This is a genomic window from Chryseobacterium rhizoplanae, from assembly GCF_900182655.1.
In the GTDB taxonomy this organism is placed as follows: Bacteria; Bacteroidota; Bacteroidia; order Flavobacteriales; family Weeksellaceae; genus Chryseobacterium; species Chryseobacterium rhizoplanae.
Window position 1 is genome coordinate 24,555 of sequence record NZ_FXTC01000003.1, and the last position, 23,899, is coordinate 48,453.

The 23,899-nt window shown below is 35.3% G+C and carries 21 protein-coding genes and 1 pseudogene; 10 read left to right on the top strand and 12 right to left on the bottom strand.

The genetic code is table 11. The features are described from left to right. The first annotated feature begins 340 nt into the window (after positions 1–340). Entirely contained in the window at positions 341–1,450 is a 1,110-nt protein-coding gene (locus FN817_RS08740; RefSeq protein ID WP_142717601.1) for a heparan-alpha-glucosaminide N-acetyltransferase domain-containing protein, read from the top strand. Positions 1,451–1,520: 70 nt separating this feature from the next. On the opposite strand, the gene FN817_RS08745 is transcribed toward FN817_RS08740, so the two are convergent. The 4 genes from FN817_RS08745 to FN817_RS08760 all read right to left on the bottom strand — a co-directional run bounded on the left by FN817_RS08745 (position 1,521) and on the right by FN817_RS08760 (position 4,150). After that, positions 1,521–1,874, bottom strand: coding sequence for a cupin domain-containing protein (locus tag FN817_RS08745; protein ID WP_142717602.1), 354 nt, complete (start codon positions 1,872–1,874; stop codon positions 1,521–1,523). 19 nt (positions 1,875–1,893) lie between these two features. Continuing rightward, the gene (locus tag FN817_RS08750; protein ID WP_142717603.1) at positions 1,894–2,313 is read right to left on the bottom strand and encodes a DoxX family membrane protein; all 420 of its coding nucleotides are present in this window, start codon (positions 2,311–2,313) and stop codon (positions 1,894–1,896) included. A 405-nt stretch (positions 2,314–2,718) separates the two neighbouring features. Beyond that, positions 2,719–3,510, bottom strand: a complete 792-nt coding sequence (locus tag FN817_RS08755) for a helix-turn-helix domain-containing protein (RefSeq protein ID WP_142717604.1) — start codon at positions 3,508–3,510, stop codon at positions 2,719–2,721. Between the two features lie 70 nt (positions 3,511–3,580). Next, complete coding sequence (locus FN817_RS08760; RefSeq protein ID WP_142717605.1) at positions 3,581–4,150, bottom strand: hypothetical protein; 570 nt, start codon at positions 4,148–4,150, stop codon at positions 3,581–3,583. A gap of 84 nt (positions 4,151–4,234) precedes the next feature. On the opposite strand from FN817_RS08760, the gene FN817_RS08765 reads away from it, so the two are divergent. After that, the gene (locus FN817_RS08765; protein WP_142717606.1) at positions 4,235–4,747 is read left to right on the top strand and encodes a thioredoxin family protein; all 513 of its coding nucleotides are present in this window, start codon (positions 4,235–4,237) and stop codon (positions 4,745–4,747) included. A gap of 75 nt (positions 4,748–4,822) precedes the next feature. On the opposite strand, the gene FN817_RS23110 is transcribed toward FN817_RS08765, so the two are convergent. The 3 genes from FN817_RS23110 to FN817_RS08775 form a co-directional block, all read right to left on the bottom strand. Beyond that, entirely contained in the window at positions 4,823–4,999 is a 177-nt protein-coding gene (locus FN817_RS23110; RefSeq protein ID WP_167498836.1) for a hypothetical protein, read from the bottom strand. 82 nt (positions 5,000–5,081) lie between these two features. Next, complete coding sequence (locus FN817_RS08770; RefSeq protein ID WP_142717607.1) at positions 5,082–5,426, bottom strand: hypothetical protein; 345 nt, start codon at positions 5,424–5,426, stop codon at positions 5,082–5,084. Positions 5,427–5,660: 234 nt separating this feature from the next. Continuing rightward, on the bottom strand, positions 5,661–7,385 hold the full coding sequence (locus tag FN817_RS08775) for a helix-turn-helix domain-containing protein (protein ID WP_142717608.1): 1,725 nt from the start codon (positions 7,383–7,385) through the stop codon (positions 5,661–5,663). 317 nt (positions 7,386–7,702) lie between these two features. On the opposite strand from FN817_RS08775, the pseudogene FN817_RS08780 reads away from it, so the two are divergent. After that, positions 7,703–8,368 (top strand): annotated as a pseudogene (locus tag FN817_RS08780) (prolyl oligopeptidase family serine peptidase); the annotation flags it as partial. Between the two features lie 251 nt (positions 8,369–8,619). On the opposite strand, the gene dnaK reads toward FN817_RS08780, so the two are convergent. Next, positions 8,620–10,518: a molecular chaperone DnaK gene (gene dnaK, locus FN817_RS08785; protein ID WP_047420886.1), complete on the bottom strand. Its 1,899-nt coding sequence runs from the start codon at positions 10,516–10,518 to the stop codon at positions 8,620–8,622. 327 nt (positions 10,519–10,845) lie between these two features. Then, positions 10,846–11,040: a hypothetical protein gene (locus FN817_RS23390; protein WP_228451511.1), complete on the bottom strand. Its 195-nt coding sequence runs from the start codon at positions 11,038–11,040 to the stop codon at positions 10,846–10,848. 369 nt (positions 11,041–11,409) lie between these two features. On the opposite strand from FN817_RS23390, the gene ppk1 reads away from it, so the two are divergent. The 6 genes from ppk1 to FN817_RS08815 all read left to right on the top strand — a co-directional run bounded on the left by ppk1 (position 11,410) and on the right by FN817_RS08815 (position 19,286). Further along, positions 11,410–13,482 (top strand): polyphosphate kinase 1, encoded by a 2,073-nt coding sequence (gene ppk1, locus FN817_RS08795; protein ID WP_142717610.1) that lies wholly within the window; start codon positions 11,410–11,412, stop codon positions 13,480–13,482. Further along, complete coding sequence (locus FN817_RS08800; RefSeq protein WP_142717611.1) at positions 13,479–14,363, top strand: Ppx/GppA phosphatase family protein; 885 nt, start codon at positions 13,479–13,481, stop codon at positions 14,361–14,363. Before ppk1 ends, FN817_RS08800 begins: the two co-directional genes overlap by 4 nt. 372 nt (positions 14,364–14,735) lie before the next feature. Next, positions 14,736–15,389, top strand: a complete 654-nt coding sequence (locus FN817_RS08805; RefSeq protein ID WP_142717612.1) for an NAD-dependent epimerase/dehydratase family protein — start codon at positions 14,736–14,738, stop codon at positions 15,387–15,389. Continuing rightward, a complete protein-coding gene (locus FN817_RS23115; protein WP_156118480.1) occupies positions 15,386–15,535 on the top strand; it encodes a hypothetical protein in 150 nt (49 codons plus the stop codon). The genes FN817_RS08805 and FN817_RS23115 overlap by 4 nt, the downstream gene beginning before the upstream one ends. Positions 15,536–15,676: 141 nt before the next feature. Then, entirely contained in the window at positions 15,677–18,715 is a 3,039-nt protein-coding gene (locus FN817_RS08810) for a choice-of-anchor I family protein (RefSeq protein ID WP_142717613.1), read from the top strand. Positions 18,716–18,893: 178 nt separating this feature from the next. Continuing rightward, positions 18,894–19,286, top strand: a complete 393-nt coding sequence (locus FN817_RS08815; RefSeq protein ID WP_142717614.1) for a DUF3060 domain-containing protein — start codon at positions 18,894–18,896, stop codon at positions 19,284–19,286. Between the two features lie 97 nt (positions 19,287–19,383). Here the strand turns inward: FN817_RS08815 and FN817_RS08820 are convergent, their stop codons facing one another. Next, positions 19,384–19,632: a NifU family protein gene (locus FN817_RS08820; RefSeq protein WP_002977212.1), complete on the bottom strand. Its 249-nt coding sequence runs from the start codon at positions 19,630–19,632 to the stop codon at positions 19,384–19,386. A gap of 46 nt (positions 19,633–19,678) precedes the next feature. Next, the gene (locus tag FN817_RS08825) at positions 19,679–20,785 is read right to left on the bottom strand and encodes an Mrp/NBP35 family ATP-binding protein (RefSeq protein ID WP_142717615.1); all 1,107 of its coding nucleotides are present in this window, start codon (positions 20,783–20,785) and stop codon (positions 19,679–19,681) included. A gap of 149 nt (positions 20,786–20,934) precedes the next feature. Here FN817_RS08825 and FN817_RS08830 point away from each other — a divergent pair, with 149 nt between their 5' ends. Next, a complete protein-coding gene (locus FN817_RS08830; protein WP_142717616.1) occupies positions 20,935–21,390 on the top strand; it encodes a hypothetical protein in 456 nt (151 codons plus the stop codon). A gap of 139 nt (positions 21,391–21,529) precedes the next feature. Here the strand turns inward: FN817_RS08830 and FN817_RS08835 are convergent, their stop codons facing one another. Further along, on the bottom strand, positions 21,530–23,872 hold the full coding sequence (locus FN817_RS08835; RefSeq protein ID WP_142717617.1) for a TonB-dependent receptor domain-containing protein: 2,343 nt from the start codon (positions 23,870–23,872) through the stop codon (positions 21,530–21,532). Positions 23,873–23,899: the final 27 nt, after the last annotated feature.

A 23,899-nucleotide genomic window follows, 5' to 3' on the forward strand; every position in this document is an offset into this window, starting at 1 on the left:
CTTCCAGCCGGAAGAGTTTTTTATTTCATAAAATAGTAATCGCTGAATTCAATGATGGAAAAATTTTCGGTATCGGATATTTTTGTTAATTAATAATACCGGTTTTATCAGTTGAGCATCCGGGTTTTCGATTTGGATTGTTTGAAAATTTTACCCGGAATGCTCTTTAACTCTATAATAAATATTTAATTATTAATGATTTGTGAAAATTGATTTACCAATGATAAGATGTAGTTTTAATTTGTATATTTGATTTTATTTAGAATAAATAAAAATATTAATTTTAAAAATAAGAATGAATATAATTTTATCCATCTAATCCCAATTTTCACTAAAAACTATGGAACAACAAAACAAAAGAATCCTCACACTGGATTTAATAAAAGGTATAAGTGTCATCGGAATGATTATCATACATACCTTGCTGGTGTATGCCAATGTACAATCACAATACGAAACAGCCATTGGCAGTTTTATTGTTTTTCTCGGAAGAGGAACTTCCATTTTCCTGATCTGCATGGGGATTACGTTCATGACTTCCAGACATCAAAGTCTTAAAAGTGCTTTGAAGCGAGGTGTTTTACTAATATTTGGTGGGCTGTTCATGAACTTTATGAAGTTTATGATCCCTGTGATTTTTAATTTTGCTCCGGATAATTTTATCCAGAAATACGGATGGCATGCTCCTATAGAGCAACAATATGTTTATCTGGTACAGCTGGGTGATATTTTACAGCTGGCAGGAATGTCTTTGCTGTTTGTCGGATTTATCAGAGCGTATGTGAAAAATAAATATATCATTCTGGCGATAGGTCTCTTCGTTGCACTGATATCCAGAGAAGTTAGTAGAATTAATTTTGACTATCCTGTGATCAATTATGTTCTGGATCTTCTTTTTAATACGGATTATCCGGCATATGTCTATTTCCCTGTTTTCCCATGGATGGCTTTTATTATCATCGGAATGTTTTTCGGAAAATGGTTCCAGGAACTCAATTACGATAGCAGGCAATTATTTAGAAATATGCTGTATGTGGGATTGGTTTTTATGGCGATGGGTGCACCACTGGTCTTTTTGTATGGCGAATACAACTACAACGGCTTCTATCATATGGGGCCAGGTGGAGTTGTTTATTTTGCAGGCTGGACGTTGATCTTCCTATGGATCATCTATACTCTCACCGTAAACAGTAAAGAAAATAAAGCGATTAAAGTTTTAAAATACTGCAGCAGAAACCTTACTTCCATGTATATGATCCAATGGATACTGATCTCATGGGGAAAAGGTATTTTTGGCTACAGGCAACATAATATTGGGTATGTAATGGTACTTATTGTACTGTATATTATTCTCACGTTTTCTGTGCAGACATTGGTGGATATTGTGAGAAAGAAAAAAACATTAATTGTTTTCAGACCGATATCACCGGACAAAACAGCTTTGAAATAATTCCGGTCTTTTTTATCATAAAAACCACAGTAAAAAGCTTACTGTGGTTTTGTTTTGTTGTGTCATAGAATTAAAGAATCTCAACTTCTTCAGGAATTACAAAAAGAATCGTACAACCCTGCTCAGACTTTACAGAATGCTTAAAATTAGGCGGAGTATATAAGTAATCTCCTTTTTCAAGTTGGGCTCCTGCAATAGTAGCATCACCTTCCATAATAAAAAGTTCCTCTCCGGCAGGATGATTGTGATAAGGATAGCTGGCGCCCGGTTCAAATTTTAAAAGAATACTGGTAGAACGGTTTTTCTCCGGATCAAATTTTAAAGATTTTACAAAAATACCTTCATAATGAATCCCTTTTTCAATTAAAGGCTGCCATTCTTTTTGCTCTGTTTTTACGATGTAATCGTGGATGTTGGTGTTCATGATATATAAATTTTAATTGTTATTGTTGTAAAAATTGGTCTAAACTCCATTGATAACGGGAGAAAGTACTCAAAAGAAATGCTCCGGCGCTGAATACAAAGACAGAATAATCTAAAGGCTCTTTAATGCCAAAAGAAATACTCATTGCAACCGCAAAAAATAAAGTAAGAATTGAGGCGCACCGTGCAGTTCCTTTTACCTGATAACCTACAAGGAGCAGAATACCGATTGATAATTCAGCAGCTGTAGACAATACGGCTATTATGGAAGCCCATGACTGCGGTAAAAACGAATTCGTTTCAGCGGTATAGTCCACAAACTTTTTCCAGCCTGAAGATTGCGCTCCCCAAAGATTCAGCCTGCTCGCTACAGCAGATAAAAATCCGAATGCTAATGCTATCCTTAATAAAAAAATGGCGGTGTCCTGTTGAGTTTTCATACCTGATTTTTTTAGGTTTTAATTACAGGGACAAAGTTCAGCGAAAACAGTTGTCTAAAGAATAGACAATTCCGGGAAAAGCATATAATATTTAATTAGGGAAGAGGAGGGAAGCGGGAAGTGATAATGTATAAAACAATTCTGGACGAACCTCAAATGCTGTAGAGAGTTCAGTATATGGACATTTAGCTATAAATTATAGTACAGCTTTAAACACATGCTTCATCAGAATCGATTGAATATCGATTCACTTCTTTGCTCACTTAAGATAAAACAGAATTGAAAATAATCTTTGCGTATTATAAAATCCAGACTTACAATTTCTCCAAGCTTTAAGACTTAATCGGATTACTACATTTTTTTGCCTAGTTTCAACTTTGTACCCGATCTCCATCCTGATTTCTTTTAAATTTCCTTTACCGCTTTCTGATAATCTTTTGGAGAACGGGAAGTATGTTTTTTAAAGAAATTTGAAAAGTAAAAAGGATCATTGAATCCGAGCTGGTAAGCAATTTCCTTTACCGATAGTTTTTCATACAGTAAAAGTCTCTTCGCCTCAGAAATAATAAGACTGTAGATAACATTCTGAGCGGTTTTGCTTGTATGGAGCTTTGAGACTTCATTCAGTTTGGCTTCAGTGGTTCCCAGGAGATCAGCAAAATGAGAGACCTGATAATTGTTTTTGAAATTCTTTCTGACACTTTCAAGGAATTTTAAGAATAAAGCATCCGGTTTCCAGATTTCATCGCCGTTGGCAATTTTACTGCGGTTGATCTCTACCAACAGCAATTCTACCAGAGAATGTGTAGAAATCAGATATTGGTAAGGCTGCTCCAGAATTTCTTTTTCAATGGTGTTCAATGTTTCAGAGAAAAATTCGGGATGAAGTACAGTAATCATTTCATTCATTCCGAAATGACAAAAAAGCCCATTGTGAAAAATAAGTTCAATATCACTATCACTTTTAGAGAAGAAGTCCAGAGTAAATTCCAATGCAGTAAGTTCGCCTTCAACTGTTTTTAACTGATGAAACTGTCCTGAAGTAATCGTTACGGCCTGATTGGGTTTCAGGATAAAAATATTTTCGTCAATCAAAATTTCAGCGCTCCCATGATGACACCAGAATAATGTGTATCTGATGACCCGTCTTGGCTCAGGATGCCCTGACTGATGAGAATATTTTTTTATTTCAATCATCTTTAAACTTGTTAAAAATCAATATAACTGAATTGGGTGAAATTTAAATCAATTTGTTATACCAAGAAACTTAGTTTTGTTTTTGATCAATTTTTTCCAAATCTTTCTTTACTAGCCTGACATCTTCTTCCGTAAGCTTACCATAGCCCATTTCTTTAATTTGCTTGAGTTGTGTTTTTCCTATTTCATCTTGTTTGTTATTTTTTAATAACCCATTTCGTAACGAAATATATTGTGGGGCCGAGTATACTTCATCTTTCAAAAACTCAGCAATATTTTTACTATCTATGGTACAGCCTAAAGCATACTCCATTTTTAAAGGATTTCTGGAGTAAAATGTATAGATATCTAAAAACCTTTTATCTTTTCTTTTAAACAGTTCTTTTCCTGAATATACCTTTAGCGCATTACTGCCATTCATCGCAAAATAATAGAGTTCATCATTGGTTGCTATTTTGGCAACTTTTTTAAATTGATTATAAATTTTACTTTCTTCTCCTCCTACTCCAATATGAGATGATTCAGCATAGGAAATATGAGCTAAAGGCTGTGCCAGTTTTTTTACTGCATCAGAAATCTGGGCATTATATCCTATGAAACTGAACATGAGAAGAAAACCGAAAAAATATTTATACCTCATTATTTATAATAATATTTAAAGTTAAATAAAATAACTGAACGATTAAATACCTAAATTCGTATAGGTTTAAACAAAAATTCAAAAATGAAATATTCAAAAATTATTATCGTTGTTACGCTGTTTTTATTTCAGTTAGGAGCAGCACAGGAAAAAGCAGATGTTGTATTAAATAAAGCTTTTACGGAGGCTAAAACAGAGAAGAAAAATGTTTTACTGGTATTCCATGCTTCATGGTGCAAATGGTGCAAGATGATGGAAAAAAATATGGATCTTCCTGAAGCTAAACCTATTTTTGATAAAAGGTTTGTCACTGCTTATGTGGATGTTCAGGAAAGAGGAGATAAAAAAAGTCTTGAAAACCTTGGCGGACAGGAACTGATGAATAAATATAAGGGTGAAAATGCAGGACTTCCTTTCTGGCTGATTCTGAACCCCAAAGGAGAAATACTGGCAGATTCTTTTGATGCTAAAGGAGAAAACCTGGGATCACCGGCAACTCCGGAAGAAGTTAATGCTTTTATTGCTAAACTGGGGAAATCCTCGACACTGAATAAAGAAGAATCGCAGATCATTGAGAAAGTGTTTGTGACGAAATAAAAAAACAAGAAAAATTAATCCCCCAAAATAATTTTATTTTGGGGGATTAATTTTTATCATAGTCACCTGTTATGATTAAAGCTTTTTATAATAATATTCAATATTACTCCATAAAACCTGATCATCAGATTTTGTCATATCGGATGGAGTGGTAAAAAGATATCCAAACATATTTTCATATTGAGAAGTACCGAAAGAGGTATTCTGAATAATAGTCAATCCGTCACTGTTACTTCTGGATTCACGTTTCATATATTGTGTAGGTATTGGACTCCATCCAAAGTTTACCATTGGTTATCAGAAGGAAGCTTAAATTATCATCATCACTATTTTTTTATCTGTAAACTATATCATACAAAGAGTGCTTGATATCAACATTTATAATTTTAACTTCATCAATATCTTTATATAATGGTTTTAATTTTATAATTGAATTATAATTGCCCAATTTTTCTGTTTGATAAACTGAAGCTGAAATCTCCAGATTGTTTGAATTTTCAGGCAACAAAATGAGACCATCATCATTGCTATATAATACCGTATTAGATAAAATAATTCTTGCGTGTGGAACCGGATCATTATTTTCTGAATTCACAATTCTTAACTTCAAAGATTGTGCATTGAAAAATCCTAAAATTAAAAAGAGAAGAAGAATAGTGTAGAATTTTGCTAGTGTCATGTTTACTCGTTTCGATTGCAAACATACACCGTTATCATCAGTCACAAAAAAAACTTAAATATAGATTTGATAAATAAATTTATGCCTTATAATGGCTATAACTCATTAAAAGCAGCTCATAAAACACTAATTATTTTATTGATTTTCAGAAAAATAAAATCAAAAACACATGATATTCACAAAAGAATATCATTTACAAGAAAAAAGAAACTTTTAGAAGATAAAAATGATGAATTATTCTTGAGATTGATCAATTTCTTTGATATAAGTCCTCAAAATAGTTCCTGTTTTTTTTCGGAAAGCTAAAGCAAAAGCCTGCTCATTATTGTAACCTAATTCTTCTGCAATAACAGTTAACTTATAAGAACGGAATTTTTTATCCTGTACTAATCTTTTCAAAGCATAGTCTATTCGAAGATCATTGAGATAAGAAGCAAAGTTCTTTTCTTTATAAGTATTCACTACATCGGATAAGTATGCCGAATTTGTTTTAAAATCTTTTGCAAGACTGCTTAAAGTAATTCCTTTTTGTAAAAACAATTCATTGTTCTCAAATCGTTCTAATTCCTTCAGAATCTTTTGTACAGTATTCTCTGAAATATTTCTAATAACAGATTTCTCAATTTTTGAAGCGATCTCAATTTTAGAAGGAATAAAATCTTTCCTTTCTTCTTTTTCTTCTATTTCTGATTTCTTTTTATGAATAGATTTTATTAAGTCCTGCGCTATTTTCTGATATTTCTTTTCTGATTTTTTAGATTTATAAAAGAAAAAACCTACAGCAATGAGTTCCAGCAGTAAAATGCCTAAACCGGAAAACAAAAAATATTTCTTTTTTTCTAAATCGTTAATAATATTTTCTTTTTCTTTTAAGAGTTTTGGAGCATCATATTTTCTTGGCAATTCTCGCGAGATGTATTTAAACTGAGAATCAAGAATCTTATCGACTGTCAGGAATCTTTCAATATAATAAAGCTGTTTTTCCTTGTCTTTTTTCTCTTTGTAATAATCTACAAGATAAGTGTAAACATCACGAAGTTCAGGAAAAGTATTATTCGTCTTTTGAATAATAGAATCAATTTTAATAAAATTCTCTGCAGCTTTATCTTTTTTATTAGATTTTATGTATGATTCCCCTAAGTATAACATGGTATAATTAGTATCAAAATCAAGATTATTTTTAAAAAAATATTTTTTACAGATTTCTAAGTCTGATATAGCATTAGAGTAATTTTTAGTTTCCAAATTATATCTGCCCAACAAGATTAAATACTTGTTATATCTTATTACTGCATTATTTTTTGATGCATCATTTAGTCCTTCTTTTATTAGTTTTAATGCTTTATCATACTCATAAATATCAATATATGCATCTGACAAACTTATTTGAATGTGTTCAATATCTTGGGCAGTTAAAAATTCAGGATGTCCATAATAATATTCCAGCATCTTTACGGTCTCTTTATGTTTTCCTATATATCCATTTAGATAAGCAATTTGAAGATCAGCGATAGCAATCTGTCGTTTGTTGTTCTTTTCCTTGGCATGGCTTAAGGCGATTACAAAATTATCCAACGCTAATTTTTCGTTATCATAACCAAAATACAATTTACCTCTCAACAGATAGATACGAGCGGGATATCTATTATCATGCAGCCTATCACTAATGGATTCTAAACTATCTATATATTTTAAGGAGGCAGCTAAATTCTGATTATACTGCATGAACACATACCCTTCAGCAATATTATTGATGATCATTGCTTTCTTTGCCTTTTTCAGGTAGTATTCAGCAATGATTTTAGACTCTTTGATTTTATTATTGTCCTTGTAATTGTAGAATTTTTCTTCTAATTCTAAATAGTCATACTTAGACAAAGTATCAATTAAAACTTTATTTTGAGAATAATATTGGTTGTATGCTAATAAAAGAAAGAAAAAATATTTTAGGCTTTTCATAAACTAAAGTATGCGGTACAAAAATATCCATTTTATTGATCACAAGTAATATAATAAAAACTAATTTTACTATCCTTAGGTGCACAAAAAACAAATTTAGCACCTTCTGTACCTGCTACTGATCATTATTTTGGCACTAAAATCATTGATGATTACAGAAATCTAGAAAATTTAAAGGACTCTGCAACCGCTCAATGAATGAAATCTCAGACAGATTACACCAATTTTTTGATTAACAAAATCCCTAATAGAGATTATTACCTTAAGAAACGCTTAGGATTTGACAAAGACAAGGGTATTCAGTATCTGATTTAGAAGTTACCACTGTAGCCAAACCAAGGGGAATTGTTGCTGTTCCGCACGTAAGAGGTGGTGGAGAAAAAGGAGAACAATGGCATATTGATGGACAAAAATCTAAAAAATCAAATTCGTGGAAAGACTTGATTGCCTGTACCGATTACTTAATTAATAAAAATTATACATCACCAAAGAAAGTAACCATTCTGGGAGGAAGTGCAGGCGGAATATTAATGGGAAGAGCAATGACCGAAAGGCCGGACCTTTTTGGTGCTGTAATTATAGAATCAGGAGTTCTAAATACTTTGAGAAACGAACTTGGAGGTGTAGGGAAATCTGCAGCTCAAGAATATGGTAATCTAAATAATTCTGCTGATTTTAAAGGGCTATTGGAAATGGATGCTTACCATCACATAAAAAAAGGAGTAAAATATCCTGCAACTCTTATCACATCGGGGATTAACGACCCCAGGGTAGCTCCCTGGATCCCTGCAAAATTTGTTGCCAAATTGTTAGCGAATAATTCTTCTAATAATCCTATTTTGCTGAAAATAGATTATGCCGGAGGTCACGGAGGTGATATACCAACAGTACAGCGATATGCTAATATTGGAGATATTTTTGCATTTGCGTTATGGCAATTAGGAGTATCTGATTATCAGCCAACCGGAGATATTACTAAATAAAATTAACACCTTAATTTATTTTTCCCATTTTCTTTTATGCAAAGAATGTAATCAGCACATTTTTTTTATGTCCTTCATATACAATTTAATTTTGTAATTCTCTTGTTCTATTGGAAGTTGACCATTATGCTGGTAACAATAGCTCATTAAAAACACCAAAATAAAATAAGAGAGAATATCAAAAAATGAAAAACCCCATAAACAGCTGTTTATAGGGTTTTCTATATTTATTAATTATGATTAATCAATAATTATTTTACTTCTTCGAAGTCTGCATCCTGTACATCTTCAGCTCCGGCGTTTCCACCAGCATTCTGAGCTCCGGCACCTGCATCAGCACCTGGCTGTTGTCCTGCTGCATATAATTCTTCAGAAGCTGCCATCCATGCTGCATCTAATGCTTCAGTTTTAGCTTTTACATCATCAACATTTTTAGCTTCGAAAGCTGTTTTTAATTCTGCATGAGCTGCTTCGATAGCTGCTTTTTTGTCAGCAGAAAGTTTCTCACCGAATTCTTTCAATTGCTTTTCAGTCTGGAAAATCAATCCGTCAGCTTTGTTGAAGATTTCAACTTCTTCTTTTCTCTTAGCATCTGCTGCAGAGTTTTCCTGAGCTTCTTTCTTCATTCTTTCGATTTCTTCGTCAGAAAGACCTGAAGAAGCCTGAATTTTGATAGACTGCTCTTTACCAGTTCCTTTATCTTTAGCAGATACACTTAAGATACCATTCGCATCAATATCGAAAGTTACTTCAATCTGAGGAACTCCTCTTGGTGCTGGTGGAATATCCTGAAGATCAAATCTACCGATTTCTTTGTTATCGTTGAACATTGATCTTTCTCCCTGTCCTACTCTGATGCTTACAGCTGGCTGATTGTCAGAAGCTGTAGAGAATACTTCAGATTTTTTAGTTGGGATCGTAGTATTCGCCTCAATTAATTTAGTGAATACAGAACCCATTGTTTCGATACCTAAAGAAAGTGGAGTAACGTCAAGTAGTAATACATCTTTTACATCACCTGTCAATACACCTCCCTGGATAGCTGCACCAATTGCTACAACCTCATCCGGGTTCACTCCTTTAGATGGTTTTTTACCGAAGAATTTTTCTACTTCTTCCTGAATGATCGGGATTCTTGTAGAACCACCTACCAAGATTACTTCGTCAATATCAGAAGTTGATAAACCAGCATCTTTTAATGCTTTAGCAACAGGCTCCATAGATCTTCTTACAAGATCAGCAGATAATTGCTCGAATTTAGCTTTCGTTAAACTCTTCACTAAGTGCTTAGGACCTGTAGCAGTAGCCGTGATATAGGGTAAGTTGATTTCAGTCTGTGGAGAAGAAGACAATTCAATTTTAGCTTTTTCAGCAGCCTCTTTCAATCTTTGTAATGCAATTGCATCAGATTTTAAGTCTACTCCTTCTTCAGCTTTGAACTCATCAGCCATCCAGTTGATGATCACATCATCAAAGTCATCACCACCTAAGTGAGTATCACCGTTTGTAGATAATACTTCGAATACACCGTCTCCTAAATCAAGGATAGAGATATCGAAAGTACCACCACCAAGGTCATATACTGCGATTTTCTGATCTTTATGGTTTTTATCAAGACCATAAGCTAACGCTGCAGCTGTAGGTTCGTTGATAATTCTTTCTACTTTAAGACCTGCGATTTCACCAGCTTCTTTAGTAGCTTGTCTCTGTGCATCATTGAAGTATGCAGGAACAGTGATAACCGCTCTTGTTACTTCCTGTCCAAGATAATCTTCAGCAGTTTTCTTCATTTTCTGAAGAGTCATTGCAGAAATTTCCTGTGGAGTATATTCTCTATCGTCGATTTTTACTTTTACAGTATCGTTTGGTCCAGCAACTACTTTATAAGGTACTCTTGTGATTTCAGAAGCATCATCTTTAAAGTGTGTTCCGATAAATCTTTTGATAGAGTAAACAGTTTTTGTTGGATTCGTTACAGCCTGTCTTTTTGCAGGATCACCTACTTTTCTTTCTCCGTCTTCTGTAAAAGCTACAATAGAAGGAGTAGTTCTCTTACCTTCTGCGTTAGGAATAACAACAGGGTCTTTACCCTCCATTACAGCAACACAAGAGTTGGTTGTTCCTAAGTCAATTCCAATTATTTTACTCATAATATTTTATATTTTTTCTATTTTTAATTTTAATTTACACTCTCAATTTCTCAATATCTGTACCATTTGGAGAATTGTGACAAAATGACACAATAAAAATAAAAACCCCGATAAAATCGAGGTTTTGTATTATTTTAATATGAAATTTCAGACATATATGCTCTACCAATCTGCCTTATAGTGTTTCCAGTTTTCAGGAATTTTCTCTGATCTCTGATATACAAAACAGATATACTCTGATTACGGAACCAAAAAATGATTATCCAAAAGATATAATTTATCCCCATCAATTTTTACGCTATAAGTTACTTTTGAAATGTTGCCGGATTAATTGGCAAATTGAGTATCTATTTTCAAAGCATTATTCTTGCTATAGATCACTCCTCTCATTCCTGTCTTTTCAGGATCCGGTTCTTCCATATCAATGCTTAGGAATCTGACTCTGCCGTTTTCATAAAACTGAATTTTCCTGTCTACATCTTTTCCGATATCCCTTATTTTATTATAATTTTTATCTGCCATATAAAATCAATCTTTTTATAAAAATAGCCTGCATCAATATCTTTGAATATGGATGCATTAAATTGATCAATGTTTTTAAACTTTTTCACCAAAACCTCTCTGCCATTGTCAAGCTTCCTGGATTGTGCACAGGAAAATAAGAAAACAACACAACTTGTAAGTAGAATTATTTTTCTGACCATAATCTGAATCTATTTAAAAGAAGTTTTTACAACACTACATTTGCAAAAACAAACTGATTATCAACACAATTGTTATCAACATAACAAATTAATTCACCAACCATTAAAAATTAATCAAAGTTTAACCTAAGAAATAGAGACAGAATCTTTATGAATTATTATTTTTGATAAAATATACACATTTAGAATGTCATTACACTTTAATCCACGAGATATTACATGGCTTGCCTTTAATGAGAGAGTTTTACAGGAGGCCATGGATGAAAAAGTTCCCTTACATTTAAGAATACGTTTTCTCGGAATTTTCTCTAACAATTTAGATGAGTTTTTCAGAGTACGTGTTGCCGGATTAAAGCGTGCCATGGATTTTAAGGAGAAAGTGATTGCAGAATCATTCTACCAACCTCCGTCAAAAATCCTTCAGAGAATCAATGAAGTTGTCATGAAACAGCAGCTGAATTTCGATAAAACCTGGAAAAAAATCCAGACTGAAATGGCTGATCATAAAGTTTTCATTAAAAATGCCAAAAACCTGACAGCAGGACAAAAAGAATTTGTCAGACAATATTTCGATGAGGTGGTAGAATCTAATGTAATTCCTATTCTTCTTCATGAAAATACACCCATGCCCTATTTGAGAGATAAAAGTCTTTATCTGGGGGTTGCGATGAGAAAAAAAGACTGGCAGTATTCCAGTAATTATGCTATTATTGAGATTCCTTCGCGTTTTGTAGGGAGATTCGTATTGCTTCCAACGGAAGATCCGGAGGAGAAAAACGTAATGCTGCTGGAGGATGTCATCACTTTCAACCTTCCGCACATCTTCTCTTATTTCGGATATGATGAGTTTTCTGCCAATGCTTTTAAAGTGACAAAAGATGCCGAACTTGATCTGGATAATGATATCAGAACCAACTTCGCAGAAAAAATAGAAAAAGGGCTCAAAAACAGAAGAAAAGGAAAACCTACCCGTTTTGTTTTTGATAAAGATATGGACAAAGCACTGCTGGAACTCCTTATCAGAAAACTGAATTTAACGAAAAAAGACAGTATTATTCCGGGAGGAAAAATTCATAATTTCAAGCATTTCATGGACTTTCCAGATGTTTTTGAAGCGTATGAAAGACCTGTGGAAAGAAGTTCTTTCACTCATCAGGCATTTGAACATGGTGAAAGAGTAACGGATGTTATCTTAAAAGAAGATGTACTTCTTACTTTCCCCTATCACAAGTATAATCCGGTGATTGATCTTCTCCGTGAAGCAGCCATGGATCCGGATGTAAAATCTATACAGATCACCGCTTACCGTATGGCAAGCAGCTCAAAAATCATCAACGCGCTTATCTACGCTGCCAGAAATGGTAAAGAAGTGACCGTAATGCTTGAACTTCAGGCAAGGTTCGATGAAGAATCCAATCTGAAATGGAAAGATATGCTGGAACCGGAAGGAATTACAGTTCTTGTGGGAATCCCCAACAAAAAAGTACACGCTAAACTGTGTGTTATCAAAAAGAGAGCACATAATAAAACTATCCAATATGGATTTGTAAGTACCGGAAATTTCAACGAAAAAACGGCAAGAATATATGGTGATCATCTGCTCCTTACAGCCGACCGCGGCATCATGGCAGATATCAATAAAGTATTCAATGTGCTGAAAAAACCGAAGGATGATTTTATTCCGATTTTGAAAACTTGTAAAAATTTATTAGTTTGCCCTCAATTTATGCGTGAAAAGATTGTTCACCATATTGATAAAGAAATCGAAGAAGCCAAAGCAGGCCGAAAAGCAGAAATTATCATCAAGGTAAATTCTATGAGCGACAGGCTGCTGATAGAAAAGCTGTATGATGCCGCCAAAGCTGGTGTGATAATCAGACTCATCGTAAGAGGAATCTATTGTGCCGTAAACCAGAAAGAGTTTAAAGAAAAAATAAAAGCCATTAGTATTGTAGATGAATACCTGGAGCACGCCAGGGTAATGTATTTCTACAATAAAGGAACAGAAGACATGTACATTTCTTCCGCTGACTGGATGACCAGAAACCTGGATTACAGGATTGAAGCCGCCGCTAAAATCACTGACAAGAACCTTAAGAAAGAATTAAAAGATATTCTTGACATTCAGCTTAGGGATAATGTAAAAGCGAGAATTCTGGATAAAAAACTCAGCAACGAATATATAAGAAATGATAAAAAAGAATGCCGTTCACAAATAGAAACCTATAAATATTTAAAAGCTAAAACAAGCAAAAAATGAAGATAGCAGCGATAGACATAGGGAGTAATGCAGCCCGCCTTCTTATCAATGAAGTTAAGATAAACAACAGAAAACCTGAATTCATCAAGCTCAACCTTCTCAGAATTCCCCTGAGACTGGGAATGGATGTTTTCACCATTGGAAAAATAGGTCCTGAAAGAGAAAAAATGGTCATTGATTCCATGAAAATCTTCAGTGACCTGATGAAAATATATAAAGTGGACCATTACAGAGCCTGTGCTACCAGCGCTATGCGTGATGCTTCCAATGGCGGTGAAATTATCGGACGCGTAAAAGAAGCCTCCGGAATCAACATCGAAATTATTTCTGGTGATGAAGAAGCCACACTGGTTTATGAAAACCATGTTGCAGAAGGCCTTGACAAAGAGTTCGCTTACTTATACATCGACGTTGGCGGAGGTTCTACGGAACTTACTTTTTATGAAAACGGTAAAATGGTTTACGAAAAATCATTCAATATCGGAACCATCCGTCTTCTCAACAACCTGGTTACGATGGACAACTGGAAAGAGATGAAGGACGAGATCAAGGAAAATATTGTCAGCAAGAAACCCATTGTAGCCATTGGATCAGGAGGAAACATCAATAAAGTATTCTCCATGAGCAAAACGAAAGACGGGAAACCAATGTCCTTATCCCACCTGAAAAAAGTGTATAAAGAATTCAATGAGCTGTCTGTGGAAGAAAGGATGACCAATTACAACCTTAGAGAAGACCGTGCCGATGTTTTGGTACACGCCCTGAGCATTTTCAATAATGTGATGTCATGGTCTGATATCAACAGAATTTTTGTCCCTAAAATCTCTGTGGCAGACGGATTGATCCATAACATTTACAATCAGTTACAACACAAAAAATAACAGCGAATAATAATATTGTAAGCCAGCCATTGAGCTGGCTTTTTATTTTGGCATCCATTTCCCGCAATGTCATTGCGAGGAGCGAAGCGACGAAGCAATCTCTATATTCTCTTCTGTTATTAAGTTTTGGCTAAAGCCAATAGCTGAATCTTTTATTGTCAGGTGGGTTAAAACCCACCCCTATTGAATTTTAATGACAACATCTTTTATCTTTTATCTTTTATCTTTTATCTTTTATCTTTTATCTTTTATCTTTTATCTTTTATCTTTTATCTTTTATCTTTTATCTTTTATCTTTTAATAAAAAAACTTTTCCAAATTTTAAAGTAAAACCTCATCCCCATCCGTCATACCATTATCAATAGCAAAGCAATGAACCCAATCAAAATAATTCTTACAGGAGCTACTGGGATGGTAGGCGAAGGCGTTTTAATGGAATGTCTTGAAAATCCCAATGTTTCTGAAATCCTCAGCATAAGCAGAAAACCTTGTGGAAAATCACATCCTAAGCTGAAAGAATACCTTGTCCCGGACTTTTTATCCATAGACATTCATGATGAAAAACTGAAAGGCTATGATGCCTGTTTTTTCTGTGCAGGAATCAGCAGTATAGGGATGAATGAAGAAGATTACACCAAGATCACTTACGATACAACCCTGCATTTTGCAAAAGCTGTTTTGAACCAAAATCCGGATATGGTTTTCAACTATGTTTCAGGGGCAAGCACAGACAGCACAGAGAGTGGAAAAATGATGTGGGCACGGGTAAAGGGTAAAACCGAAAATGATTTGAAAAAGATGAATTTCAAAGGGGCCTATAATTTCCGTCCCGGATTTATGAAACCAGTTGAGGGTCAATTGAATGTAAAATGGTTTTTTAAACCTTTTATTTGGATTTTTCCTGTTTTTTTCCAATCAAAATCATTAACTTTACACGAAGTGGGTAGAGCAATGATCAATGTAACACAAAAAAGGTACCCTACATCTACTTTAGAAATTAGAGATATTAAAAATTTAGCGATATGAGAGACATGTTAAGAAGAATTATTCTGGTTATTTTTGTACTCTTGCTTGTGACTGCTGTTTCAGGATATTTTTATATGCAGAAACATCCATTAGAAGGGAATAAGTCCGGCACAATTTTAAATTTCTCCGGAAAATCAGGAAAATAATTTTATTCCACCAATCCCTCATTCGAATATCATTTTATCTTTTATCGGAAACAAACCTATTTTTTAAACATTTCTTAAGATTCCATTAAAATAGTTGCGAAACATAAAGTTCATTTTTGCATTTATCTAATCAAAGTAAAAATGATCAACAACTACATATTAAAAGGGTCTGTGATTGCCGCATTCTTTTTTCAGAGCGGGCTTTTCGGACAGACACTGATTCATTACTGGAATTTTAACAACAATACATCTGCTGCCACCATCACTACACCATCTTCTACCATGGTGAATGGTTCTCTTACGGCAATAGCAGGAGGCACGAGTGTAATAGATTTTGCCGGGGGTACCGGGCAGAATTTTAGCGATGAAAATTTAAATGCCAGAAACGGAGATGCATCCGGAACTCATTTAAGATTCAATAATCCAATTGGTGGAGGATTACAGTTTAATCTGCCAACCACAGGATACAACAACGTCATTGTTAAGTTTACCACCAGAAGATCCGGACAGGGAGCCGGTACTCAAACATGGTCTTATTCAACAGACGGAACTAATTTTGTGCAGTTTCAAACCGTAACTCCTCAGGATGCCAATCCTCAGCTCATTACCCTTGATTTTTCTGCCATTCAGGGAGCCAATAACAACCCCAATTTTAAATTAAAAGTTGAATTCTCCGCAGCAGGAGGTGGAACCGGAGGCAACAACCGTTTCGACAATTTCACAGTAGATGCGACTCCTGCCGGAGGGGCAGATACCACTCCACCAACCGTTACTTATCTTCCTGCCAACAATACCAATAACGCTTCAACAACTGTAAATCCTACATTGTCTTTTAATGAAAATATAAGATTAACAGATAATTCTGCAATCAATAATGCTAATGCTCAAAATCTTATAGAGCTTCGTCTTGGAAATGCTGCAGGAACACTAATTCCTTTTACGACAACTTTCAGCAACAATACCATCACGGTGATCCCAACTTCAGGTTTGGTACCGGGACAAACTTATTATGTTGCACTTAAACCCAATATGGTAGAAGATTTCAGTGACAATGGGATTACAGTCGCTACATCCAGCACTTTCACTACAGCCGGAACAACAATTTCTCTGGAAAAAAACTTCATTAAAGTCAATGAAAATGCAGGAAACCTTGCATTTAAAATCAATATCAACAATCCTTCAGCGGCTGCGGTAAATCTTGTAATAAAACCTGCACCGTTCAGTACGGCTGATGCTAACGATTTTACTTTAGCCAATCAGACTATTAATATCACTCCATCTACAACAAGTTATACGGTTAACATTCCGATTATTGATGACACGGTGGCAGAACAACAGGCCGAATATTTTGTGGTAAGTCTTGAAAATCCTACCGGAGCTACTATTTCAGGAGACAATTCTGCAACGGTTTACATTGTGGATAATGATAAACCGGCACCGGTTCCTTCTCATCAAATTCAACTGAATTACCTGGGAAGTTTTGATCCTTCAGGAAATAATAACAGTTCTACGGAAATTGTGGTTCACGATGCATCAACTCAACGTTTATTCACAATAAGCTCCATTACAGACGTTTTTGATATTATTGATTTCAGCTCCCCTGCTACTCCATCAGTCGTAACAACAGTCAATATGGCTCCCTATGGCGGAATTACAAGTATTGCAGTGAAAAACGGAATCATTGCAGCAGCTTCTCCTAATACCAATCCACAGCAAAATGGTTCTGTAGTATTTTTCGATATTAACGGAAACTTCCTTAAGCAGGTTACTGTAGGAGCTTTACCGGATATGATCACCTTTTCTCCTGACGGAACAAAAGTGGTGACCGCTAACGAAGGAGAACCTAATGATGCTTACACTGTAGATCCCGAAGGAACAATCAGTATCATTGATATTTCCGGCGGTATCGGAAATCTTACACAAAGTAATGTAACGACTCTCAATTTCAACAGTTTTGAGTCTCAGCTTGCTGCATTAACCGCTACAGGTTTAAGAAAAGTAAGAACCAACAATACGCTTTCTCAGGATCTGGAACCTGAATATGTTACCATCAGTTCTGACAGTCAGAAAGCCTGGGTAACGCTTCAGGAAAATAATGCGGTCGCTGAAATTAACCTGGCAACCAAAACCATCACAGGAATCTGGGGATTGGGTAAAAAAGATATGAACCTGCCGGGTAATGGTTTTGATGCTTCGGACAATAATGGAGAGGTTTTAATTGCCAATTGGCCTGTAAAAGCCTATTATGTTCCGGATGCTGTACAGAACTATAAGGTAGGAAATACCCATTATATTGTAACCGCCAATGAAGGAGATGAAAAAGATCTTTCAGGATACAGTGAAAGAACTACTGTGGGGGCAAACGGTTATACTTTAGATCCTGTACTTTTCCCTAATTCAAGTATTTTAAAGGCTCCTTATAATCTGGGAAGATTCAGGGTTTCCTCTGCTACAGGAAATACAGACGGAGATACAGAATTTGAAGAGATGGCTGCTTTAGGAGCGCGTTCATTCTCTATTTTCAATGCTGATACCAAACAGATCGTGTACGACAGCGGAGATCAGTTTGAAAGATATATTGCAGCCTATCAGCCGTTAATTTTCAATGCGGATAATGAATCTAATGCTGTTAAAAACAGAAGCCGTGCAAAAGGCCCTGAACCGGAAGGTGTGGCATTAGGAAATATCAACGGACAGACCTATGCTTTTATTACATTAGAAAGAACCGGAGGAGTTATGGTGTATAATATCACAGATCCTAACAATCCTACTTTCACCGATTATAAACATTCCCGTTCTACTTCAGCTTATGGAGGAGACAACGGCCCTGAAGGAATCATCTATATTGCTCCTGAAAATACAACGACCAACAAAGGGTATGTAATTATTGCCAATGAGATCAGCGGAACTTTATCCATGTATGAAGTAGCAATGCCGTCTACCCTTGGAACTAGTGAAACAAAAGCGGAACAGGCAACATTTAATATCTTCCCAAATCCTGTCAACAAAGGAAATACACTTTATTTTAACAGAAAACAGGATTACGAATTGTACGATATGTCCGGAAAATTAATTGGAAAAGAGAAAAATGCTTTAACCATAAGCACATCCAATCTTTCTACAGGGGTTTATCTTGTAAAAACTTCCGAAGGACAGATCAAAAGAGTTATTGTAAAGTAAACATAAATTACAGTATATCATTCTATTGAGTTAGAGCTTCGGATTTTTCCGGAGCTTTTTTTATTGAGAAGTTTTGAGGTCAACTCAATATCAAAGTCATTATTTAAGATGATTTAACTTTTGAAATGCCTGAAAAAATCATTTTATTTCTATATTTACCTTCAAAACCAAATTCACAATGAAAAATATTAAGACAGCAGGAATTCTGGCCATCCTGCTACTGGGAACGGGTACTGCTTTTTCACAATCCAGAAAAATAGAATCCACAAAGGGTGTAGAGAAAACAGAAGATAATAAGGTGCTTCATGTAGAAGGTGTAGGCCATAAACTCAATTATACTCTCAACGGAGGAGTTGTTGAGGTAGAAGGCGGTGACAATACATTAACAGTCAAAGGAAGTGCTAAAAAAATTACGGTTTCCGGAACAGGTAATAAAGTATACATTGATAAAGTGGACAAAATATCCATGGAAGGTGGTGACAATATGATCTACTACCGAACTTCCGGAACAAAATCGGGTAAACCTGATGTTTCTATTACAGGAGTGGGAAATAAGGTTGTAAAACAATAAATATGATTTTCACAGATTTCAAAGTCTGTAAGAGCATATTCAAACAAAAAAGACAGACCTTTGAGGTCTGTCTTTTAAAAATATCTCAGATATAATTTTACTCTACGTTGATTACCTTTTCGATTTCCGGCGCATGTTGCTTGATGGTATTTTCAACACCTAGTTTCAGGGTTGAAAAATTCAACGAACATCCGGAACAGTTACCCAAAAGTTTCACAAACACCTGATTATCTTTCACATCAATAAGCTCAATATCACCACCGTCTTTATTCAAAAACGGTCTGATGCTTTCCAGAGCCTCCATTACTCTTGTTACTGTATCTTCGTGCGTTATGTTTGTTTCCATATTTTTCAGTTCAATTTGGTTCTTTCAAATGTATTGAAAGATATTATTATTTTGCTTTTGGTGAGCATCCTGCCATTGTTGAAATCTTTACGGCTTCAGTAGGAGGAAGACTTTTATTTCTTTCCACTAAGCTTTCTACCATTTTTCTGGCAGTCTCTGTATAGATATCTGCAATTTTAGATCCTTCCTGAAGCGCAGCCGGTCTTCCTACATCTCCTGCCTCTCTGATACTTTGGATCAATGGAATTTCTCCCAATACAGGAATTCCAAGATCTTCAGCTAAATATTGTGCTCCCTGGTTTCCAAAGATATAATATTTGTTATCAGGAAGTTCTTCCGGTGTAAAATACGCCATATTTTCGATTAATCCAAGAACAGGAATATTGATACTTTCCATCTGGAACATAGCAATTCCTTTTCTTACATCTGCCAAGGCAACATGCTGAGGTGTACTTACGATCACCGCACCCGTTACCGGTACTTCCTGGATAATTGACAGGTGAATGTCACCTGTACCCGGAGGAAGGTCTATCAGTAAGAAATCCAGTTCTCCCCATGCAGCATCTCTGATCATCTGGTTTAATGCTTTTGAAGCCATAGGTCCTCTCCACACTACTGCCTGATTAGCTCCTGAGAAATATCCTATAGAAAGCATTTTTACTCCATAGTTCTCAATGGGTTTCATCAAATTCTTCCCATTTACTTCTACAGAAATTGGCTTTTGTCCTTCTGTATCAAACATGGTAGGAACTGAAGGACCGTAGATATCAGCATCTAATAATCCTACTTTAAAGCCCATTTTAGCTAACGTTACTGCCATATTTGCAGAAACTGTAGATTTCCCTACTCCTCCTTTACCGGAAGCAATAGCGATAATATTTTGAATTCCCGGAATTTGTTTTCCTTTGATCTGACTTTGCTGAATTTCACTAGGCTCCGGAGAAACGATTTTAAGTTTTAAATGAACGTTTTCTCCAAACTCACTGGCAAAAGCCTGTTTCATGGCAGCCTCCAGTTTTTTCTTTTCGTGCATTGCAGGCGAATGAGCAGTCATGTCAATATAAACATCATCACCCATAATCTGAAGATTATTCACCAAATCGTCTACTTCTATTTCTTTAAGGAAATCCTGAACCTTTTCTTTCGTCAACATATAAATATAAATTGTTTACAAATTTACGGATTTTTTCGGTAATTTAGAATCAATAAAATCTATAATATCAGGTGATAAATCAGATCATTAAAAATTTCTTATTCTGTTTTTTTATCTGATACCATAGCCAACCCGAGAAAGCAATTGATATGAACACGACTTCCTATCCTTCCAAATACGCACAGCCAAAAGGAATTTTTACCGTTGGAAAAACAAAATTCAAATGGTATGACCTGGCTGATGATCCGGCAGAAATCTCTCCACAGGACATTCATAATGCACGGTTATGTGTTGAATATGCTGAAGAGGGCTTTCAAAATATTGATGATCTGGGATTTATCATTATGCATCGCTGCGGAAAAAATTATCTCCTTCTGGTATGTACATGGCGAAGTGAAAATGAATTATGGGAAAGCGTGTATTATGATGGTTCCGGCAACTTTGAAGTATGGAACAGAAACAAAACCCACCTCCCTACTTACTGTGTCTGGGAAATGGGTATTGTCTATCATGAATCCCAATCCTGGAAAAAATATCTGGGTTCCGGATGGGAAGAAAATGATAAGGAGAAATATCTTAATGATTTTTTTGAAGGAGAAGTATAGAAATTTCCTGTATTGTCATTGACTATGTCGAATCTTCAATTTCTGACGAATGAAGAATCTCATAAAAAGAAGAGATTCTTCATTCCACTCCGCTTCATTCAGAATGACATGCATCAAAAAATAATTTAAATCCAGGGTATTAGTTAGCTCTGTTTTTCTCATCAAACCTTACATTGCGGTCTGTTCCTTTTACTTTTTTATTTCCAAAAGTATACGTTGCAGATACCGTAAGCCTTCTGGCATCATAATAATTATTGTACGAATGAGTTCCGGTGGTATAATAAATTTCACCCAGGCTTTTCCCTTGCTTCAAAATATCAGAAACAAACACATTCAGCTGAAGACTTCTTTCCATAAAGCTTAGTTTCAGGCCTGATGTAAAATTACCGGCAAATTTCATGTATGAATTTCCGGAATTGGAAGGCAGACGAAACCAGTAATTCAGGATCAACTGTATTGTTTTGCCTGAATTGAGTGATATATTATTCTGAAAATCGAAATCATAGCTGTTTCCTTTTCTGGCAAGGGCATCCGTTGCAAAAACATCGGTATTCATATAAGAATAATTGGCAGAGTAATTCGCTTCCCATTTTTTGAAAAAAGTATCTGAATAATTAAGCGAAACACCCAAACTGTTCTGATTGTAGTAATTTTCAAAAGTACTCACTCTGTTTTCACCTTTCAGATTAGCGAGCTGGCCAAATGCATCCACTGATCTCTGAAAATAAGCTGATGCTGATAGTTTTCCTTTATAAACATAAGAAAATTCAAAATTATGATTGATCGACGGTTTCAGGAAAGGGTTTCCGGTAAAATAAGAATTGATATTGATATACCAGCGGTATGGATTGATCGCGCGAAATCCCGGTCTGTTGATCCTTTTGGAGTAATTCAGGTTGAATGTATGATTCTCATTACTTTTATAGCTGATATAGGCTGTAGGAAAAAATTTTCCGTAAGAATTTTCGTTCTGCTGACCTGACGTTAAAGAATTTCCATTGACTACAGAATATTCATAACGTAAGCCTGCCTTTGCCGACCATTTTTCATTGAAAGATTTTTCAAAACTGATATAAGCCGCATAATTTTTCTCATTATACTCAAACTCATTGCTTTTCAGGGGATCTGTAATATAATTTCCATTTGCCAAATTCTGATAGAAAATATTAGAATTATTATCAAAATTGGTGAATTTTATCCCAGCTTCTGTCTTTGCAAACTGATAAGGCAATGTAAGATCTGCCTGCCCGGAGTAAATTTTATAATCTACCATAGATGGCGACTTTACAACAAACCGGTCTCCAGAGCTTTCCGTAGTGGTAAAATCAATGATGGTTTCCGGTGTATTGGAAAAATAATTTCCTGTAATACTCAGTTTATTGTCCTGTTTCCCGAATTTCAGGTCATAGTAAGCACTGGCGGTATGTTGTCTGCTGGTCGCTCTGTGTTCTGCATAAGTAAGCAGCGTGTTGGTATAATTACCATTCTGAAAATAGTTGGAGGTATTCGTAATATCCATATTGGAATGCCCGAATCCTAAATCATAAATAAATCCGATATTGGATTTTTTACCCAGCTGATAATCCAGGCTTAAATTCGCTCCAAGTCCATCTCCAAAATCTCTTCTGTTATCATTACTTTTAAGACCATCTGCACCTTCTATCCAATAGTTTTCATACGAATGCTTTTCATTTTTATTTTGTCTTAACTTCAATGAGGTACGCAGTTTTTCATTCTGATAATTTACCGTTACACTGTTTGAATTTCCGGTGTAAGTCTGCTGCTGAAGACTGGAAGTCAAACTTCCGCTCCATCCCAGATTCTGATTTTTCTTTAAAACAATATTGATCAGGCCGCTGTTTCCCTGTGCTTCGTACTTGGCGGGAGGTGAAGTAATGACTTCAATTTTTTCTATATTCTCAGATCTGAGACTTTTTAGGTACGTAACCAGTTCAGCATCTGACAAATTCAGAATCCTGTCATTAATCATTACTGCTACCCCACTTTTCCCGACAATTGAGACCCCGGTATTATCATCTACTTTTACCAATGGTGTTGTTGCCAGGGCATCCGCTCCATCCATTCCCTGTGAGGCCACAGAATTGGAAACATTGAAAACCAATCTGTCCGCTTTTCTCTCAATCAGCTTTTTTCTGGCAGTAAGCGTAACTCCTTCGATCTGTTTCTCTTTCTTTTTTTCAATAAAAAAATCGTGCTTTACCTCACCATTTACCATCAGTTCGTTGTTGGATATTTCTATACCATCCTGGATAAGCTTAATAGTGTAGGTTCCGTTTTCTGAAAGCTTCAATGAATAGTTTCCTTTTTCGTCTGAAATGGCAGTCTGTTTTTTCTGATCTTTTATGGCAATCACCTCAACGTAAGGAATCGCATTTTCGGTTTGAGAGATTTTTCCTGTTACTGTCTGGGCAAATACAACTGCCGGCAGCAGCACAATTACAGCGAGTAATGTCTTCTTCATGAATTATAATCGTTTTCTATAAGACAA

Bases quoted from the DNA above. Each gene is read 5' to 3' on its own strand.
- FN817_RS08740 (WP_142717601.1), top strand. From the start codon at position 341: ATGGAACAACAAAACAAAAGAATCCTCACACTGGATTTAATAAAAGGT.
- FN817_RS08745 (WP_142717602.1), bottom strand. From the start codon at position 1,874: ATGAACACCAACATCCACGATTACATCGTAAAAACAGAGCAAAAAGAA.
- FN817_RS08750 (WP_142717603.1), bottom strand. From the start codon at position 2,313: ATGAAAACTCAACAGGACACCGCCATTTTTTTATTAAGGATAGCATTA.
- FN817_RS08755 (WP_142717604.1), bottom strand. From the start codon at position 3,510: ATGATTGAAATAAAAAAATATTCTCATCAGTCAGGGCATCCTGAGCCA.
- FN817_RS08760 (WP_142717605.1), bottom strand. From the start codon at position 4,150: ATGAGGTATAAATATTTTTTCGGTTTTCTTCTCATGTTCAGTTTCATA.
- FN817_RS08765 (WP_142717606.1), top strand. From the start codon at position 4,235: ATGAAATATTCAAAAATTATTATCGTTGTTACGCTGTTTTTATTTCAG.
- FN817_RS23110 (WP_167498836.1), bottom strand. From the start codon at position 4,999: ATGAAACGTGAATCCAGAAGTAACAGTGACGGATTGACTATTATTCAG.
- FN817_RS08770 (WP_142717607.1), bottom strand. From the start codon at position 5,426: ATGACACTAGCAAAATTCTACACTATTCTTCTTCTCTTTTTAATTTTA.
- FN817_RS08775 (WP_142717608.1), bottom strand. From the start codon at position 7,385: ATGAAAAGCCTAAAATATTTTTTCTTTCTTTTATTAGCATACAACCAA.
- dnaK (WP_047420886.1), bottom strand. From the start codon at position 10,518: ATGAGTAAAATAATTGGAATTGACTTAGGAACAACCAACTCTTGTGTT.
- FN817_RS23390 (WP_228451511.1), bottom strand. From the start codon at position 11,040: ATGGCAGATAAAAATTATAATAAAATAAGGGATATCGGAAAAGATGTA.
- ppk1 (WP_142717610.1), top strand. From the start codon at position 11,410: ATGTCATTACACTTTAATCCACGAGATATTACATGGCTTGCCTTTAAT.
- FN817_RS08800 (WP_142717611.1), top strand. From the start codon at position 13,479: ATGAAGATAGCAGCGATAGACATAGGGAGTAATGCAGCCCGCCTTCTT.
- FN817_RS08805 (WP_142717612.1), top strand. From the start codon at position 14,736: ATGAACCCAATCAAAATAATTCTTACAGGAGCTACTGGGATGGTAGGC.
- FN817_RS23115 (WP_156118480.1), top strand. From the start codon at position 15,386: ATGAGAGACATGTTAAGAAGAATTATTCTGGTTATTTTTGTACTCTTG.
- FN817_RS08810 (WP_142717613.1), top strand. From the start codon at position 15,677: ATGATCAACAACTACATATTAAAAGGGTCTGTGATTGCCGCATTCTTT.
- FN817_RS08815 (WP_142717614.1), top strand. From the start codon at position 18,894: ATGAAAAATATTAAGACAGCAGGAATTCTGGCCATCCTGCTACTGGGA.
- FN817_RS08820 (WP_002977212.1), bottom strand. From the start codon at position 19,632: ATGGAAACAAACATAACGCACGAAGATACAGTAACAAGAGTAATGGAG.
- FN817_RS08825 (WP_142717615.1), bottom strand. From the start codon at position 20,785: ATGTTGACGAAAGAAAAGGTTCAGGATTTCCTTAAAGAAATAGAAGTA.
- FN817_RS08830 (WP_142717616.1), top strand. From the start codon at position 20,935: ATGAACACGACTTCCTATCCTTCCAAATACGCACAGCCAAAAGGAATT.
- FN817_RS08835 (WP_142717617.1), bottom strand. From the start codon at position 23,872: ATGAAGAAGACATTACTCGCTGTAATTGTGCTGCTGCCGGCAGTTGTA.